Source organism: Streptomyces sp. NPDC059740 (assembly GCF_042733155.1).
GTDB lineage: Bacteria > Actinomycetota > Actinomycetes > Streptomycetales > Streptomycetaceae > Streptomyces.
The window spans coordinates 93770-110314 of sequence record NZ_JBHWGP010000011.1 but is presented as its reverse complement, the minus strand read 5'-3'; the positions used below and the strand labels follow the sequence as shown (position 1 = coordinate 110314).

Here is a 16545-nt window from a genome sequence, read left to right as displayed (position 1 = left end):
GTCCGCCCGGAGCGCGTGGGGACCGGAGCGCGTGGGGGCCGGACTCGGGCCCGCGACCTGTTCGGGTGCGCCGGCCGCGGCCGGCCTCGCGGAGGCGTGGACGGCACGGGTGGTGCGAGGTCCGTCACAGCGGAGGAACCCCGCCTTCCTGGTGTCCGTGGCGGCCCAGGATGATGAGGTGCATGAACACATCAGCCGCAGGGGCGGGCGAGCGGGACGAGGTGTGGCGCCGGACGGTGACGGTTCCCTGGATGCTGGTGACGGGGTGCGTCGCGGCGGTCTGCCTGGTGGTGGCCGAAGTGGTCCTCACCGACCTGCGATACGCCCTGATCTGGCTGTTCGTCGCCGCATTGGCCTTCGTCGCGCTGGGCTCGGTCCGAGTGGTCGTGGACCGGCGGGGGGTGCTGGTCTCCTCCGTCGCCATCCCCCTGTTGCGACGACGGGTGCCGTACGGGTCGGTCGCACGGGCGTGGTCCGACCGCGGCGACCCGCTGCGCCTGGGAGGCTGGGGATACCGCTGGAAGCCCGGTACGACCGCGGTCTCCCTCCGCGCCGGCGACGCACTCTGGCTCGACCTCACCTCGGGCCGTTGCTTCGTGATCACCGTGGACGACGCGGGCGCCGCCGCAGCACTGGTCAACGCCCGCCTCGACCCCGACGTCGTATGACCCTCCTGCGCCGTTTCACCCTCTGACCAGCGCTTTCCCGAGTTATCCACAGCCTCCGGCAAGCCGCCGCCACACCTCGTAGGCTTCAGGGGTGCAGGGCGGAACGAAGGGCGGCACGGTCGCCGCCGCAGCACACGGGGACGGAAGGCACCGGCATGGACGTGACGAGGACCAGCACGCGGCGCAGTCCCGCCGACGCGGACGACATGTGGGGCCCGGCCCTGCACGAGCCCGACCCGTGGCAGGGGGCGGACTTCGGCGAGGACGCGTCATGGCCGGCGTCGGACGGCCCTCCCGACGACCGAGCCCCCGCCGCGCGGCCTCCCGAGGACGGTGCGAAGGAACCTGAGAGCCCGGCGTCCGCCTGGGCGGCGTCGGTGGCCGAGGCGGAGGACGACGGCCTCTCGCCCTCGCTCCGGGTACTGCGCCGGGTCTTCGGCTACGACGCCTTCCGCGGCGAGCAGGAAGCCGTCATCGACCAGATGGTCGGAGGCGGGGACGCCGTCGTCCTCATGCCGACGGGTGGCGGCAAATCCCTCTGCTACCAGATTCCGGCACTGGTCCGGCCCGGCGTCGGGGTCGTCATCTCCCCCCTCATCGCCCTCATGCAGGACCAGGTCGACGCATTGCGGGCGCTGGGGGTGCGGGCCGGCTACCTCAACTCCACCCAGGACCTCGAAGAACGCCGCCTGGTCGAGGCCGAGTTCCTCGCGGGCGAGTTGGACCTGCTCTACCTCGCACCCGAACGTCTCCGTGTCGAGCAGACACTGAACCTCCTCGACCGTGGCGAGGTGTCGCTGTTCGCCATCGACGAGGCCCACTGCGTCGCCCAGTGGGGACACGACTTCCGGCCCGACTACCTGGCCCTGTCGATGCTTCACGAGCGGTGGCCGACGGTGCCGCGCATCGCGTTGACGGCCACCGCGACACACGCGACGCACAAGGAGATCACCTCCCGGCTCCGCATGGAGGACGCGCGTCACTTCGTGGCGAGCTTCGACCGGCCCAACATCCAGTACCGGATCGCGCCGAAGGCCGAACCGCGCAAGCAGCTCCTCGACCTGCTGCGGGGCGAGCACGCCGGTGACGCGGGCATCGTGTACTGCCTCTCGCGGGCCTCGGTGGAGAAGACGGCCGAGTTCCTGGTCCGCAACGGCGTCAACGCCCTGCCGTACCACGCCGGTCTGGACGCTGCGAAGCGCGCCGAGCACCAGGCCAGGTTCCTTCGCGAGGAGGGGCTGGTGATGGTCGCGACCATCGCCTTCGGCATGGGCATCGACAAGCCGGACGTGCGTTTCGTGGCCCACCTGGACCTCCCGAAGTCGGTCGAGGGGTACTACCAGGAGACGGGCCGTGCCGGCCGTGACGGGGCGCCGTCCACGGCCTGGCTCGCCTACGGCCTTCAGGACGTCGTCCAGCAGCGGAAGATGATCGCCGGCTCCGAGGGCGACGACGCGCACCGGCGGCGACTCTCCGCCCACCTGGACGCGATGCTCGCGCTGTGCGAGACGGTCGAGTGCCGCAGGGTCCGTCTGCTGGCCTACTTCGGTCAGGAGGGCGAACCGTGCGGCAACTGCGACACCTGTCTCAGCCCGCCGTCCACCTGGGACGGGAAGGTCGCGGCGCAGAAGCTGCTGTCGACGGTGGTGAGGCTGCAGCGCGAACGGCGACAGAAGTTCGGCGCCGGCCAGATCATCGACATCCTCATGGGCCGCAAGACGGCCAAGGTCATCCAGTTCGACCACGACTCGCTCAGCGTCTTCGGGGTGGGCGCCGACCTCGGTGAGGCGGAGTGGCGCGCGGTGATACGGCAGCTGCTGGCCAGGCGTCTGCTCGCCGTGGAAGGCGACCACGGGACCCTGGTGCTGACCGAGTCCAGCGCCGAGGTGCTCGCTGGGCGGCAGGAGGTGCCGCTGCGCCGCGAGCCGGCCAAGCCGAGTCGCAGCAGGGCGTCGGGGGACGCAGCGTCCGGTGGCCGGCAGAGCAAGCAGCGACGCGCACCGGTCGACCTGCCCGAGGAGGCGCTCCCGCTCTTCGAGGCGCTGCGCGCCTGGCGGGCGGCGACGGCCCGGGAACAGGGCGTCCCCGCCTACGTGATCTTCCACGACGCCACTCTCCGCGAGATCGCCGGGGCACGCCCTGCCACAGAGGCCGCGCTGGCCGGTGTGAACGGTGTGGGTGAGAACAAGCTGGCCAAGTACGGCGACCAGATCCTCACCGTGATCGCCGAAGCAACCGGCTCCGGAGAGGAGACCGACCCCCAGGAGGGCGCCGAGTTCCCCGACTCCGCACCACCGGCGGGCGACGCAGACGACTGAGAAATTTCCGTTTCCCTCCCCGTCCCCGTTCCTCCCCTCTGACCTCTGTGGGGCCGCACGGCTGCGAGCAAGGGCCATGCGGGGCTACGGCGGGGCAGGGTGGTGACCGGACGGAGTGGTGGCCGGGCGGAGTGGTGGCCGGGCTGCCGAGGCGGTCGATGAGGAGGAAGAGCTGAGGCGCTGCGAGGGAAGGTCGGGGACAGCTAAGGGCCAGCCGGCTCTGCGGCGGTTGAGCAGGGCTCCGGGCGCAGCGGGGGCCGGCCGGGGCGCAGGCGCAGGCGGTGCGGCTGACTGGCCGGCTGCGTGGCATCGGCTCGGTCGGCCTCGGTGGCAGGCATGCGCTGTGACGGGCTGCCTCGCGTGCTGAGGGCCCGTGGGCAGGTGATGCCTCGTGGGCTCGTGGCCTCGTGGGCCTTGGGCCTTGAGCCTTGGGCTCGTGGGCCTTGGGCCTTGGGCTTTGGGCCTCGTGGGCCTTGGGCTGCACGTCGTGAGGCCGGGGGGCGGAGGGGCGGGAGGGGGAGGGGGAGGGGGAGGGGTGGGGGCCCCAAGGCAAGGCGACCAAGAATTGAGAGCCCCTTACCTTCTAACCCCACCCCAGCCCCAGCCCCAGCCCCATCCCAACCCCAACCCCAACCCGCCCCGCCTCGCCCCGCTCCATGCTCAGGCTCCTGGCCTGGTCCACGCCCCGCCCGGGCTTCGGGCAGCGCCGGCCCTGCCGGGCTGGCAGGGGCCCTCGTGGGCCCGCGTGGGAAAGAGCAGCAGGGAGCCGGGACCTGTCACGACGAGCAGCATCCCGGCCCCCACGTTTACCGTCCGCAGGCGTTCTGGCGACGGCAGGCGGCGCGGCGGCTACCTCAGATGCCGCTTGAAGAACTGGGCTCCGGCGTCCCCCGCTGACTGCGGGACGCCGGTGTGCCCGCCCAGGTTGGCGTGCAGCGTCTTCTCCGTGGAGCCGAAGGCGTCGAACAGGTCCAGGGCCGCCTGCCGGTCGTTCCGCTCGTCGTCCCACTGCAGCAGGACGTGCAGCGGAATGGTGACCTCACGGGCCTCCTCGAACATGACGCGCGGGACGAGACTCCCGGCGAACAGCACAGCGGCCGAGATACGTGGCTCGACCACCGCCAGCCGGGTCCCGATGGAGATCACTCCCCCCGCATATCCGACCGGGCCGCCGATCTCGGGTAGCGAGAGCAGGGCGTCCAGGGCGGCCTGCCATTCCGGGACCGCCTTCTCGACCAGCGGGAGGACGAGGGCATCAACGATCTCGTCACCGACCGGCTCGCCGGCCTGCATCACCCGGCGCAGGTCTGCGCGAGCCTGCTCGAGGACAGGCCAACGGGGCCGGTCGCCGCTCCCGGGGAGCTCGATGGTGGCGGCGGCAAAACCGTCCGCCGCGGCCTGCCGGGCCCGCCCCACCAGCCGGGGGTACATCTTGTGCAGTCCGAGCGTGGGGTGGCCGAGCAGGATCAGCGGCACCGGTGCGGATGCGGACGCAGCTTCAGGCGTCCACAGGATGCCGGGGATCTCGCCGAGACTGAACGTGCGCTCGAGAACACCGTCGTCGAGGCGCTGTTCGGAAGTGAAATGCATGATCGTGCCTTTCGGGAGGCTCTTGAACGGCGCTCCCGGACGACCTATCGCCCGACCGTGACTCCAGAGGAGAGCACCCATGTGAATTCGTTCACGGGTACCACCTCCTCGTTCCTTCGCACGGCCTCCAGAAGGTTAGCAACGCTCGCTGCCACCCGCGAACGAATAACTGCGAGGACTCCGTGGCCGGCCGCCCAGCCACCCGGCCCAGCCACTCAAGCGCCCAACCGCCCAGCCACTCAGCCGCCCAATCTCCCAAGCTCCCAAGCTCCCAAGCTCCCAAGCTCCCAAGCCGTGAACGCGCAGGACCCGCACGCGGTGTCGTGGCGTGCGGGTCCGGTGTTGCGTGGTTCGGATCAGGCCGGGGCAGGTGTCACGTCGCCCGGTTCGTCCGTCAGCTGATCCTGGTGAGCTTCGAGCCGAACGACGGCTTTGCCAGGTCCTCCTGCAGCGCGATGGGCACCTTGATGGCCTCGGGTCCCTTGCCGGCGACGAGTTCGCCGACCCGTGTACCGGCCTTCGCCTCGTGCGGCAGGGTCTTGCCGTCGTCGGTCAGCGAGAAGTCGACCTTCATCCCGGACCAACCCGCGGCCTTGAGGTCCTTCGTGGCCACGACCGGGGTGCGTCCGCCGAGCCCGTCGTCGACATAGCCGACGACCTGCCCCTTCTTCACGACCGTCGCGAGCTTGAGGTCGTCGCGGATGCTGTGGATCATCTCCTGGCTCTTGGACAGGGCCACGTGCAGGTCGGCCGGAGGGTTGGAGTTGGGCGCACGCTGGTCCATCACCACACCGACGATCAGGCGGTCCTGGTCGCCGACACCCTTGTAGGCAGCCCACATGAAGGCGCCACCGGCAGCGGTGCTGGAACCGGTCTTGATGCCGCGCACCACCCCGTACTCGGTGGTCAGCAGATCGTTGTTGGCGTAGATCTCCTTGGGCAGGCCGGGGATCTTGGCGTTCTCCATGGCGACGACCTGGCGGAAGGTCTCGTTCTGCATGACCATCTCGGCCAGCTTGAGCTGGTCGACGGCCGTGCTCACGGTCGTCTTGTCCAGGCCGCTGGGGTCGGTGTAGGTGGTGTGGGTCATGCCGAGCTTCTTCGCCTCGGCGTTCATCTTCTTCGCGAAGGCACCCTCAGAGCCGGCGTCCCAGCGGGCCAGGAGACGAGCGACGTTGTTGCCGGAGGGGATCATCAGCATTTCGAGCATCTGGCGCTCGGTGAACTGCTGGTCCTTCTTCAGCGGCACCGTCGACTCACCCTCGCTGTTCGACTGCTTCTCAGCCGTGGCGTCGACGGTGATCTTCTCGCCCTGCTGACCCGCCTTGAGGGGGTGGCCCTCAAGGACGACGTAAGCCGTCATGACCTTGGCGACACTGGCCGTGGCGACGGGCTTCTCGCTGCCGGAGCTTCCCAAGGCGCCCACGCCGACGACCTTCGCCGCGCTCTGCCCCTTGTCCGGCCACGGCATCGCGTAGTGCCCGTCGAAGGTGAAGGTCGCCTGTCCGCCGAGCGCGAGGGTGGGCGCCGGCAACGGCCTGACCGCCTGGACGACCACGAAGATGATCGCCAGCAGCACCACCAGCGGCGTCCAGATCTTGAACCGTCGCACCGCCACGCGCAGGGGCGTCTCGGGCGGCGGTGGGGTGTTGGTGAGTTGCGCCAGCAGGTCGAGGGGCGGCAACGGCTGCTGCTTCGTCCGCTCGGTCTCGGGCAACGGGGTCCCGGTCGCTCCACCAGCAGTGGACGCAGCGTCGGCGCCGGTACCGGCCCCGCCCCCTGCGGCTCCCGGCGGCGTGGACGGCTTCCGCGGAGACGGAGGCGTGCTGGGTGCCGCCGGCGGCAGCGGACGGGTCGGCAGGGCATCGGCCGACTTCAGTGCGACGAACCGGCTCGTCCGCTCGCTTTCGCGCTCGGCGTCCTCAGTCTTCGCCTCACCGGACTTCGCCTTGTCGTCCGACTCCGCCTTGTCGTCCGGCTCCGCTTTGCCGCCAGGCTTCGCCCTGTCGCCGGTCTTGGTCTTGTCGCCGGCGGGAGTCCCCGTGGCTGGGCCGGCTTTCGTACCGTTCCCGACTCCTGCGGCCGACTTCCCCTTCTCGGCGGCCTTCGCTTCGGCCTTCCCCGAGCCCGCCTCGCCGGCAGCCTTACCGCCCGCTGCCCCCGCGGCCACACCTGCGCCCGACACCTCGGCGGCGGGTGTGGCGGAGGAGGGAGCAGCGCCGGCGGACGGCTTCGTCGCTGTGGCGCTCCCACTGCCGCCCTTCTCCAGTCCGTCGCCACCAGCCTCGGACTTGAGGACCTTCAGCGCCGTGGTGGGCTGGTCGACCGGCTTCTCGGCCGCCGTCCTCGCTTTGCTGTCGGCCTCGTGACCAGCACGGCCCTTTCCACCCGTGGAGCCCTGCCCGTCCTCGGCACCCCCGGTGGCCCCGGCGCTCTCGGCACCCGCTGCCTCGGCACCCGTCGAGGCCTGGGGAGCGTTCTCGACGCCCCCCTTGGAGACACTGGGCTTCCCCGAGCCTGCGGGCTTGTCCGAGCCTGCGGGCTTGTCCGAGCCTGCGGGCTTGTCCGAGCCTGCGGGCTTGTCCGAGCCTGCGGCAGCCTCGGCGTCTCCCGACCCCTTGGCTCCCCCGGCACCCTTCGTGTTCCCGGCACCCTTCGCGTTCCCGGCGCCCTTCACGGCCTTCGGCGCCTCTTCGGCTTCGCCGGCCTCAGGGTTCTCGGCAGGCTCGTCGACCTCTACGGGGGTGCCGCTCTCCACCGCACTGGCGGCCTCAACCGCGCTGGCAGAGTCGCCACCCCGCGCCCGCTTATTCGCAGTAGTGAACACTCGGGTGTCGCTGTCCACCTCGCGGGTCGCCTCCGCCGCAGCGCCACTCACAGCGCCGTTCGCAGCGCCGGCCCCCCCGGCCGGGACCACTGCCACCTCCGCCGCATCCCGGGGAAGCTTGAAGACGGCCGTGGGCTGGTCGGCCGGCGGCTCACCGTCGCCCGCCCCCGCACCTCCGGCATCAGGCTCGGTCGACTGGTCGCGGACCGCCTGCGCGCGGCCTTTCGTCGCTGCGGCGATCGCCGCAGCGCTCCTGGCACGCGCCGGTGCGACGGCCTCCTTCTCGGCGCCTCCGGCGACCTTCCCGTCCACCGAACCCGCGGAGTCTTCCGTTCCCGCGGAAGGAGCGGTGACCGCCTCGCCGGCGTCGTCCCCGTCCGAGGACACCCAGGCCGCCACAGCAGCGCGGAGACGCGCGTCCTTGTCACCCGCAGCAGCCCCCGAGCCGCCCTTGCCCGGCGCCCCCTCGGAGCCGGAAGAGTCCGTGGACGCGGACGTGGACGCGGACGTAGACGCGGCGGCGGAGGCGGACCCGGTGCGGTCGGCGGTGCTGCGACCGGCCCTGGGCCGACGTTGCGCAAGGCCGGAACGCGGCGGGGCGCTGTCACCGGAGTCAGCCTTCACCTGCGAAGCCCCCGCCCGGGAAGTCTCCGTCCCGGAAGCCCCCGTCCCGGAAGTCTCCGTCCGGGAAACCGACACCCGCGGGTCGTCCGCCGCGCCACTGTCCCCGTCGGGGCCGGCGGTGGCCGGACCGGGGTCCTGGTCCGGGCGGGGCGCCGAGGTGTCCTGCCCCTGCCCGGGGCCCTGCCTGCCGGCGCCCTCGACGAGGGGGGTGGAGTCCTCCGCGACCGTCTCCCCCGACGACTTCCTCTGCTCCGACCTGTCGGGGGACTCGCCCACCACCGCTGTCTCCTTCACTGCTCGCGCCTCTGCCTACCCGTGCCCTGCCGGTGCCACCCGTGCTCTGTTCGCGCCTGCCGGAACCAATGCCCCTGTGCGGACCGTTTCCGTATGCAGACCAGTGTTCCCAAGTGTCCGACGTTCGCGAAACTCTCCCCTGCCGCCACGCGACGCAGACGCCCACCGGCCCGCCGGTCGGCACTGCCCCCTTCACTGGACGAGAACGACATACCTACTGGTTCCCGCCCGAACCCCTCGGGCGCTCTCGACAGATGAATGTGAGAGGGGTCACCCTGTCATTCATCCACGCGGGGAGGCTTGGATGGGCAGGAGCCGCAGAACCATTCCGGAGGAGCTTCTGCTGCTCGCTTTGGACCCGACCACGGGCACCACAGCGCAGCCGCAGTCGCTTGACCTTGGTCTGGCCGGAGCGCAGCTGGTAGAGCTGGCGATGGCTGGACGGATAGCCCCAGACGGGGATCGTATCGCCGTGGTGCTGCCACGGCCGACCGGAGATCCGACCTTGGACTCCGCGCTCGAGTTGCTGCGACGGCGTGGCAGCCCGGTGCGCGCGGTCAACTGGATAGGCGGGCCCCGACTGGGGCTACGACAGACCTACCTCACACACCTTGAGCGGTGCGGCATGGTGCATGCCGTGGCCGGCCAGATGTGCGGGGTCCTACCGACCACCCGTTACCAGGCGACGGACACCGCCATCAGCCGCGGCATCCGCGCCCGCCTGGACAACGCCATCAGGACCGGAGTCCCACCGGACCCCCGGACCGCCGCACTCGCCGCCCTGGCGCACGCCGTCGGGCTGGGCAAGCACCTCTACCCGGGCAACGAAGGGCGATCGTCCCGTTCCCGGTTGCGTGACCTGATCCGCCACGACCCCATGGGCGGACTGGTGGCGCACGCCGTCATGGACGTCCAGAACGGCGTGGCGGCCCAGCAGTCGAAGCGGGCCACCGCGGCGGCCCAGGCCGGACCCTCGGCCGCCTTACGGGGCCCGACCGCGCCGGCCGGTGCGGTCTCCTCTTCGCGGCAGAGCACCATGGCCCGCGTCGGAGCCCGTTGAGGCTTCGCGGGCTGCCGCCCCGGATCCGGCGGCACCGACAGCACTGCCGGCACGGGTCCCGGCCGCGGCCGAACCGACGGGACGCGACCCAGCTCGGGCGCATTTCCGCCGCCTCGGCTCACTGACGACCCACGACCCACACCCACAGATCCCCACCGGGAGCCGCTGGAGGAGGGGTGGGGCCTGGTCACTTCCCGACCCGGCCCCACCCCTCCTCTGCTCTCAGAGCCTCTGCTCTCAGACGCCGGTTCCGCCCCCAGGCCCCTGCGCTGCCCGTCTTCTCCACTTCTCGGCGCCGCCGCGGAGGCCGAGGGCTACCCCGCATCGCGGAGGCCGAGGGCTAGCCCGCATCGCGGAGGCTGAGGTTGCCCCTGTCGCGGAGAGGCCAAGGGTGCCCGTACCACGGAGGGACGAAGGGTGCCCGTGGGCTGAGGTCGTGGGCTGGGGGCTTGGGGCCGGTGGCCGGGGGCCGGGGCCGGGGGCCGGGGGCTGCGCCATGGCACGGCGACTGAGCGCGGCAGCCGGCCCGGAACCCTGCCGGCCGCATCTCGGACGGGGCGCGCGCACGCCACGGGACCGTCAGGCCGTGGCACCGCCGCCCACCGACGCCCGTTTCCTCGGGCCGGCCGCGCCTCTCACGCCCTCGCCGGGAGACCCCACCCCTTCGCTTTGCGTTCTTCGCGGAAGCACATATGTCGGCGCCAGTGCCGACCACCCGCACACCACCACCCAGCCCCGCGCCCCCGGGCCCCGACCGCACGCCCGAATCCACCCGCCTACCCGAAGCCGCCCCAAGCCCCGCACCCCGAAGGCTCGCCCCATCCGACCTCGCCCGCTGCGTGAGCCTCCCCCGGCGATCGGACCATCCGGGCTCCGGGGAACCAGCCGGCAATCGGACCATCCGGGCCCCGGGGACCACCCGGCGATCGGACCACCCGGGCTCCGGGGAGCCACCCGGTGCGCACGTTCGGTCGCCTACTGTGCCCGTTTCACTGCGCACGCCCCGTCCCGGGTGGCAGTCTGCTGAGCAGACAAAAGAGCAGCACGGTAGCCGGAGGTGCACGTCCCGTGGCGTCGAACGTCAACCCCACTGTCCGGAGGCGCCGGTTGGGCCAGGAGCTACGCAGGCTCCGTGAGCTCCGGGGCATGACGGCAGAGGAGGTCGCCGAGCGCCTGCTGGTCTCCCAGTCGAAGATCAGCCGACTGGAGAACGGCCGGCGCAGCATCAGCCAGCGCGACGTGCGGGACCTCTGCAGCGTGTACGAGGTCGAGGACCACCGGGTGGTCGACTCGCTGATGCAGATGGCCAAGGACTCCCGGCAGCAGGGCTGGTGGCACGCCTTCGGCGACATCCCCTACAGCGTCTACATCGGCCTGGAGACCGAGGCCGCCTCGCTACGGGTGTACGAGTCGCTCCTGGTGCCCGGACTCCTCCAGACGCCCGGGTACGCCGAGGCGGTGATCCCGGGCGCGGTACCGGAGTTGACGCCCGAGCAGTTGGAGAAGCGCATCCAGGTGCGGATGCGACGCCAGGAGCGCGTCAACGCTCCGGACGCCCCGTTGCGGCTCTGGGTGGTGATGGACGAGAGCGCCCTGCGCCGGGTGGTCGGGAGCCACCTCGTCATGCGCGAGCAGCTCGAACACCTCGTGGCCGTGAGTCAGCTCCCGCACGTGAACATCCAGGTGCTGCCGTACGAGACCGGAGCGCACGCGGGGATGTCGGGGACCTTCTCCATCCTGGAGTTCGACGACGCGGCGGACTCCAGCGTCGTCTACATCGAGGGCGTCACCAGCGACCTGTACCTGGAGAAGGTCAACGACGTCCAGAAGTACACGATCATGTACGAGCATCTCCGCGCGCAGGCGTTGAGCGCCGAGCAGAGCCGGGAGTTCATCGCCCTGGCGGCCAAGCACCACGCCGACTCGGACCGTCCCCTGTAGAGGCAGGAGAGATCCGCCCTGCGGGGCGACACCGCGAGGCGACACCGCCCGGCACCACTGGCCCGGAACGTCCGGAATGCTGGGAAGCGCACTATGGAATCATTCAGTCCGCTTAAAAAGGGCGCACGGTACAGGGAGATGACGTTGCCCGTGGAGTGATCGCCGTACAAGCCATGCGGACGAGTGAACGTCTCCTGATGCCCGTGATGTTGGCGCGTAGCGTCATGACCACCGGATCCACGGCATCTCATAGTGAGTCGGAGCAAACATGGCTATGCGGACCTTCCCCACTTCCCGCACCCTTACGACCGCGACCTCCGCGGAGCTGGTCGAGGTACCCAACTCGGCTTTCGCCTGGCGGAAGTCCTCCTACTCGGGCGGCAACGGCGCCTGCGTCGAGCTCGCTGTCCCGGGCGCCGGCGCCATCGCGATCCGGGACTCCAAGAACCCGGACGGCCCGCGGCTGGCCTTCGCCGACGCGACGTGGGGTGTCTTCGTCCGCGAGATCGGCGCGGCATGACCTGCACCGGTCGGGCCTACTGGGTCTGACGGGCACGACCCGACCTGTCCGACCCGACCTGTCCGACCTGCCCTGTCCGACCTGACGGATTCGCGTGTCGGGGGCAGTCCGGCCGACGCGGTGCGGGGCGCCTGACCGAGGGTCCTGACGGGAGCCTTCTGACCAGGGCTCCGGTAGGCCCCGGCACCGTGGGCGACCCCCGGGCCGCCCCACCGGCACGGCGGCGCGGTCGACTCGGCATCCCGCCGTCCCGCTGCCGGCACCCGGGTCCCGGCAGCTCCTCACGACAGCGGCCTCACCACCGAGCGAGCCCCTTCGCGCAGCGTTCCGCGCGAAGGGGCTCGCCGCCTTCTGTCCGCCCCGCACCAGTCCCCTTCCCTGGCACCTGATGGCGTCGGGCCCCGTGAGGCTCGGACCTCAAACCTCGGGCCTCGGACCTCGAACCTCGAACCTCGGACCTCGAAGCGCGGAGTCCGGGGCCGGCTCCGGCAGGCTGCACTGGAGACCGGTGCCCCGCGACCCGTCCTCACCCCAGGGCCAACCCCGGATCCCCAACCCCCAAGTCGCACACAGCCGTTCCCCCCCCCCGCCGCGCCCGCGCCCCCCCACCGCCCCGAAAACCGTCTGCGGCCTGCGGGAACGGCCGTTAGGCTCACAGTCACCCGCGGTCGTGCGCGTCATCGCCGCCGCCGTCCCGCGAGTGCCCCGGGCCGGGGCTCCACAGCGTCCTGGCCTGGTGACGTCCGGCACCCCGACGTATGCCTGCGGCCCCTCGTGCGCCGCGCCCATGGACCGCCATCCTGGTTCCGAAGGAGTCCGTCCCGCCCCTTTGAAGGAGCCCTCTTGACCGCCACGGCCGACCTCACCCCCTCCACCTCCCCTTCTCCCGCCTCCCCGTCACCCTCCGCCCCCGCCCCCGTCCGTGCCACCACGGCACCGCCGCCGGCACTCGCCGCCCGGGTCCGGAGCACCGGCAGCTCGCCCGTCCGGGACATCCTGGCGCTGACGGCCCGGCCGGAGGTGGTGTCCTTCGCCGGCGGGCTGCCCGCCCCCGAGTTGTTCGACAGTGCGGGGCTCGCCGCCGCCTTCGCCCATGCGCTCCGGGAGGAACCGCGGCGCGCGCTGCAGTACTCGCCGACGGACGGTGACCCGTTGCTCCGGGAGACGCTGGCCGGTCGGTTGTCCGGGCGTGGTCTGCCCACCTCCGGCGACGACCTGCTGGTCACGACCGGTTCGCAGCAGGGGCTGTCACTGCTGGCCACGGCGTTGCTGGAGCCGGGGGACGTGGTGCTGGTGGAGGAGCCCTGCTACCTGGCGGCCCTCCAGGTGTTCTCGCTCGCGGGAGCCCGGGCCGTGCCCGTCCCCGGTGACGCGGACGGGCTGGACCCGGCCGCGCTGGAGGAGATCGTGGTGCGGGAGCAGCCCAGGTTGCTCTACCTGGTGCCGTCGTTCCAGAACCCCACCGGACGCACCCTTCCGGCGGACCGTCGGGCGGCCGTCGCCGAGGTGGCCGCCCGCCACGGCCTGTGGGTGGTGGAGGACGACCCCTACGGCGAGTTGCGGTTCGAAGGCGAGCCGGTGCCGTGGATCTCCTGCTACCCGGGGGCGGAGGACCGCACGGTGCTGCTCGGTTCACTGTCCAAGACGGTGGCTCCGGGGCTGCGGCTGGGGTGGTTGCGCGCCCCCGGCGGACTGCGGCGCGCCTGCGTGCTGGCGAAGCAGGCGGCTGACCTGCACACCTCGACGGTGGACCAGGCCGCTGCGGCCCGCTACCTGCAGGTGGCCGACCTCGCGGGGCATCTCAAGCGGGTGCGTGAGGCCTACCGGGAGCGCCGGGACGCCCTCGTCGACGGCCTCGGTGAGGCGTTGCCGGAGGGGTCGCGGTGGAACCGGCCGGAGGGCGGCATGTTCGTGTGGGCGACCTTGCCGGCCGGGTTCGACACCACTGCGGCACTGCCGACGGTCGTGCGCCGGGACGTCGCGTACGTGCCGGGGGCGCCCTTCTTCTGCGGCCCGCCGGACGTCACCTCGATGCGCCTCTCCTTCGTCACCCATGCACCGGAGGAGATACGTGAGGGACTGCGTCGGCTGGGTCGCGGCCTCGCGGCGGTCGGGGGCTGAGCAGGGCGGTCCGGACCGGTCGCCGTCCCACCCGCGCACGGCGACCACCCGGCTCGCCACCATCCGGCTCACCACCGTCCGGCTCACCACCGTCCGGCTCACCACCGTCCGGCTCGCGGCCGTCCGCTCCCCGAGTGCTCAGCCGGAGCGCTCAGCCCGAGCGTTCGGCCCCGGGCGGTCAGCCGGAGCGTTCGGCCGAACGCTTCAGCCGAACGCTTCAGCCGGCGAGCGCCCAGCCGCGGTGACCACCCGTCCCGCGGCGATCCTTCCTCGCATGTGCAGGGTGTTCCCGATGGCGGCGCGAGGGCGGCCGAACCGCGTTGCGCACTGCGGCGGTTGGGTGTCGGTGCTCCTTCCGGCCGCCCGGTCCCGGGTTCCGGGGTCCGTGCGGTGTGCCTCGTGCCGGCTGCCGGCCCCGGACGCAGTGCGCCTGCGGGAGTCCGCGGCGGGTGCGCCGGTGCCGTGCGGTTCGTCTGTCAGGTCGGACGGACGTCCATCGGACGGTGTCCGGTGCGGACGGCCACCCCTGGAGGGTCGTCCGTGCGGACGGCCACCCTCCGGCTGCTCGTCCGTACGGGCGCCCCTCCCTCCGGCGGTCGTCTGTGGTGCGGAACTGGCGAAGGTCCCTGGTGCTCATCGTGTGTGCCGCGTACCGGCAGGGACAACAAGCCGTCAGGTAAAGAGCAGGTAAAATGGTTCGGTACGCTGACCTCGGTTCATATGCGTGACCGGCTGTGGACCTTGACCCGGTCGCCCCCAGGGCTGTTCAATCCCCTGCACATCCTCTGTTTCCGCAGGGGCAAAGCCTCGTAGGACCTTCTGGCGAAGAGTCCCCCAACCCAGCACCGTTCACAAGACGGAACCCCTGGAGGGGGCATGAACAGTCTCGACTGGGCCGTGCTCGTCGGCTACTTCTGCGTGATGGTCGCCATCGGCGTCTGGTCGCACAAGAGGGTGGACGACGTCAGCGACTTCTTCACCGCCGGCGGACGCATGCCCTGGTGGCTCTCCGGCATCTCCCACCACATGTCCGGTTACAGCGCGGTGATGTTCACCGGGTACGCCGGCATCTCCTACCAGTACGGCATCACCTCGGTGGTGACGTGGTCCCTGCCGATCGCCGTCGGCGTGGGCATCGGCGCCCGTCTGTTCGCGCCGCGGCTGAACCTGCTGCGCTCGCGGCTCGGTGTCGCCTCTCCCCTGGAGTACCTGAAGAACCGGTACAACCTCGCCACGCAGCAGGCACTCGCCTGGTCGGGTGTGCTGTTGAAGATCGTGGACGTGGGCGCCAAGTGGGCGGCCATCGCCACCCTGTTGTCCATCTTCACGGGGATGTCGCTCATCCAGGGCATCCTGATCACCGGCGTCATCACCGGTGTGTACTGCACGGTGGGCGGTCTGTGGGCGGACGCCCTCACCGAACTGGGGCAGTTCATCATCCAGTTGCTGGCCGGTGTGGCCATGCTGGTCGCGGTCCTCGGGAAGCTGGGGGGCGTCAGCGCCCTGTGGGGCATCTGGGACGACCTCCCCGCCGCCCACCACAACCCGACGCCCAGCCCGTACACGCTCACCTTCCTGCTCGCCTACCTCTTCATCAAGACCTTCGAGTACAGCGGCGGCATGTGGAACCAGGCGCAGCGCTACATGGCGACCGGCAGCGCGGCGGAGGCCCGGCGGTCGGCGACGCTGTCCTCGGTGCTGTGGCTGATCTGGCCGGTGGTGCTGTTCTTCCCGATGTGGGCGGCGCCGCTGCTGGTGAAGGCCCAGAAGCCGGATGCCTCCGACTCCTACGCCCTGCTCACCGAACGCCTTCTGCCGCACGGCCTGCTGGGCCTGGTGGTGGTCGGGTTCTTCTCGCACACGATGGCCATGTGCTCCTCCGACGCCAACGCCATCTCGGCAGTGGTCACCCGGGACATCGCTCCGGCGCTCTCCCGGCGGGCGCGCGGCTGGGGCCACCGGGCGGGCCTGGTGGCGGCCCGGCTGTCGACGATCAGCTTCCTGGCGCTGTCGATGGCGGTGGCCACGCAGGTCAACTCGCCCACGTTCAAGGACATCATCACCGTTGTCATCAAGTGGGTGGCGGGGCTCGTGGGGCCGATCTCCATCCCCTTCCTGCTGGGGATGATGTCCCGCTTCCGCAAGTCGGGCCCGACGGCGGCGCTGGTCTCGTGGGCGCTCGGACTGTTCACCTTCTGGCTGACCAACTACGGCATCGCCGGGACCTCGTTGCAGGTGCAGATCGCGGCGCCGGTCGCGGTCTCCCTCGTCCTCTACATGCTGATCGGCCTCGTCAGGCCCGAGGCGACCCCCGAGCGCGACGCGGTCCTGGCGCACCTGCACCTGGGCCCGGACGCGGGCGGGGCGGCGCTGCCGGTGCCCGGCCCGTCTCCGGAGGGGGACGAGACGGTGGGCGGCGGCGTCGACAGCGGTGCCCCCAAGGGCAGCTGAGCCAGACCGCGCTCGACGGTCCGTGGCGGTCTCCCCGCCCGGGCGCCCGCTCAGGGACGTCCGGGCGGGAAGGCCGCCACGAGTGTCGGGGGCGCCGGCGGGTGCTGCGGGCCGGCTCCCGGAATGGGCCG

At 71.6% G+C, this 16545-nt stretch carries 9 protein-coding genes; 7 read left to right on the top strand and 2 right to left on the bottom strand.

All coding sequences use genetic code 11. The features are described from left to right. Positions 1–182: 182 nt before the first annotated feature. Both ACFV3R_RS15880 and recQ read left to right on the top strand, forming a co-directional pair. Positions 183–668, top strand: coding sequence for a hypothetical protein (locus ACFV3R_RS15880; protein ID WP_385581930.1), 486 nt, complete (start codon positions 183–185; stop codon positions 666–668). 155 nt (positions 669–823) lie between these two features. Continuing rightward, positions 824–2986, top strand: a complete 2163-nt coding sequence (gene recQ, locus ACFV3R_RS15875) for a DNA helicase RecQ (protein WP_385581927.1) — start codon at positions 824–826, stop codon at positions 2984–2986. Between the two features lie 849 nt (positions 2987–3835). On the opposite strand, the gene ACFV3R_RS15870 is transcribed toward recQ, so the two are convergent. Together ACFV3R_RS15870 and ACFV3R_RS15865 are read right to left on the bottom strand one after the other, a co-directional pair. Further along, complete coding sequence (locus ACFV3R_RS15870) at positions 3836–4576, bottom strand: alpha/beta hydrolase (RefSeq protein WP_385581924.1); 741 nt, start codon at positions 4574–4576, stop codon at positions 3836–3838. 394 nt (positions 4577–4970) lie between these two features. Next, positions 4971–7790, bottom strand: coding sequence for a serine hydrolase (locus ACFV3R_RS15865; protein ID WP_385581921.1), 2820 nt, complete (start codon positions 7788–7790; stop codon positions 4971–4973). 835 nt (positions 7791–8625) lie between these two features. Between ACFV3R_RS15865 and ACFV3R_RS15860 the strand changes: the two genes are divergently transcribed. From ACFV3R_RS15860 to ACFV3R_RS15840, 5 genes are all read left to right on the top strand, one after another. Then, entirely contained in the window at positions 8626–9381 is a 756-nt protein-coding gene (locus ACFV3R_RS15860) for a GPP34 family phosphoprotein (protein ID WP_385581918.1), read from the top strand. A gap of 1068 nt (positions 9382–10449) precedes the next feature. Continuing rightward, positions 10450–11322 carry a helix-turn-helix domain-containing protein gene (locus ACFV3R_RS15855; protein WP_385581916.1) on the top strand — a complete coding sequence of 291 codons (873 nt, stop codon included), beginning with the start codon at positions 10450–10452 and terminating at the stop codon, positions 11320–11322. A 325-nt stretch (positions 11323–11647) separates the two neighbouring features. Next, on the top strand, positions 11648–11842 hold the full coding sequence (locus tag ACFV3R_RS15850; protein ID WP_385582243.1) for a DUF397 domain-containing protein: 195 nt from the start codon (positions 11648–11650) through the stop codon (positions 11840–11842). Positions 11843–12685: 843 nt separating this feature from the next. Beyond that, complete coding sequence (locus tag ACFV3R_RS15845; protein ID WP_385581913.1) at positions 12686–13963, top strand: PLP-dependent aminotransferase family protein; 1278 nt, start codon at positions 12686–12688, stop codon at positions 13961–13963. A gap of 876 nt (positions 13964–14839) precedes the next feature. Continuing rightward, on the top strand, positions 14840–16414 hold the full coding sequence (locus ACFV3R_RS15840) for a sodium:solute symporter family protein (RefSeq protein WP_385581909.1): 1575 nt from the start codon (positions 14840–14842) through the stop codon (positions 16412–16414). The last annotated feature ends 131 nt before the right edge of the window (positions 16415–16545 follow it).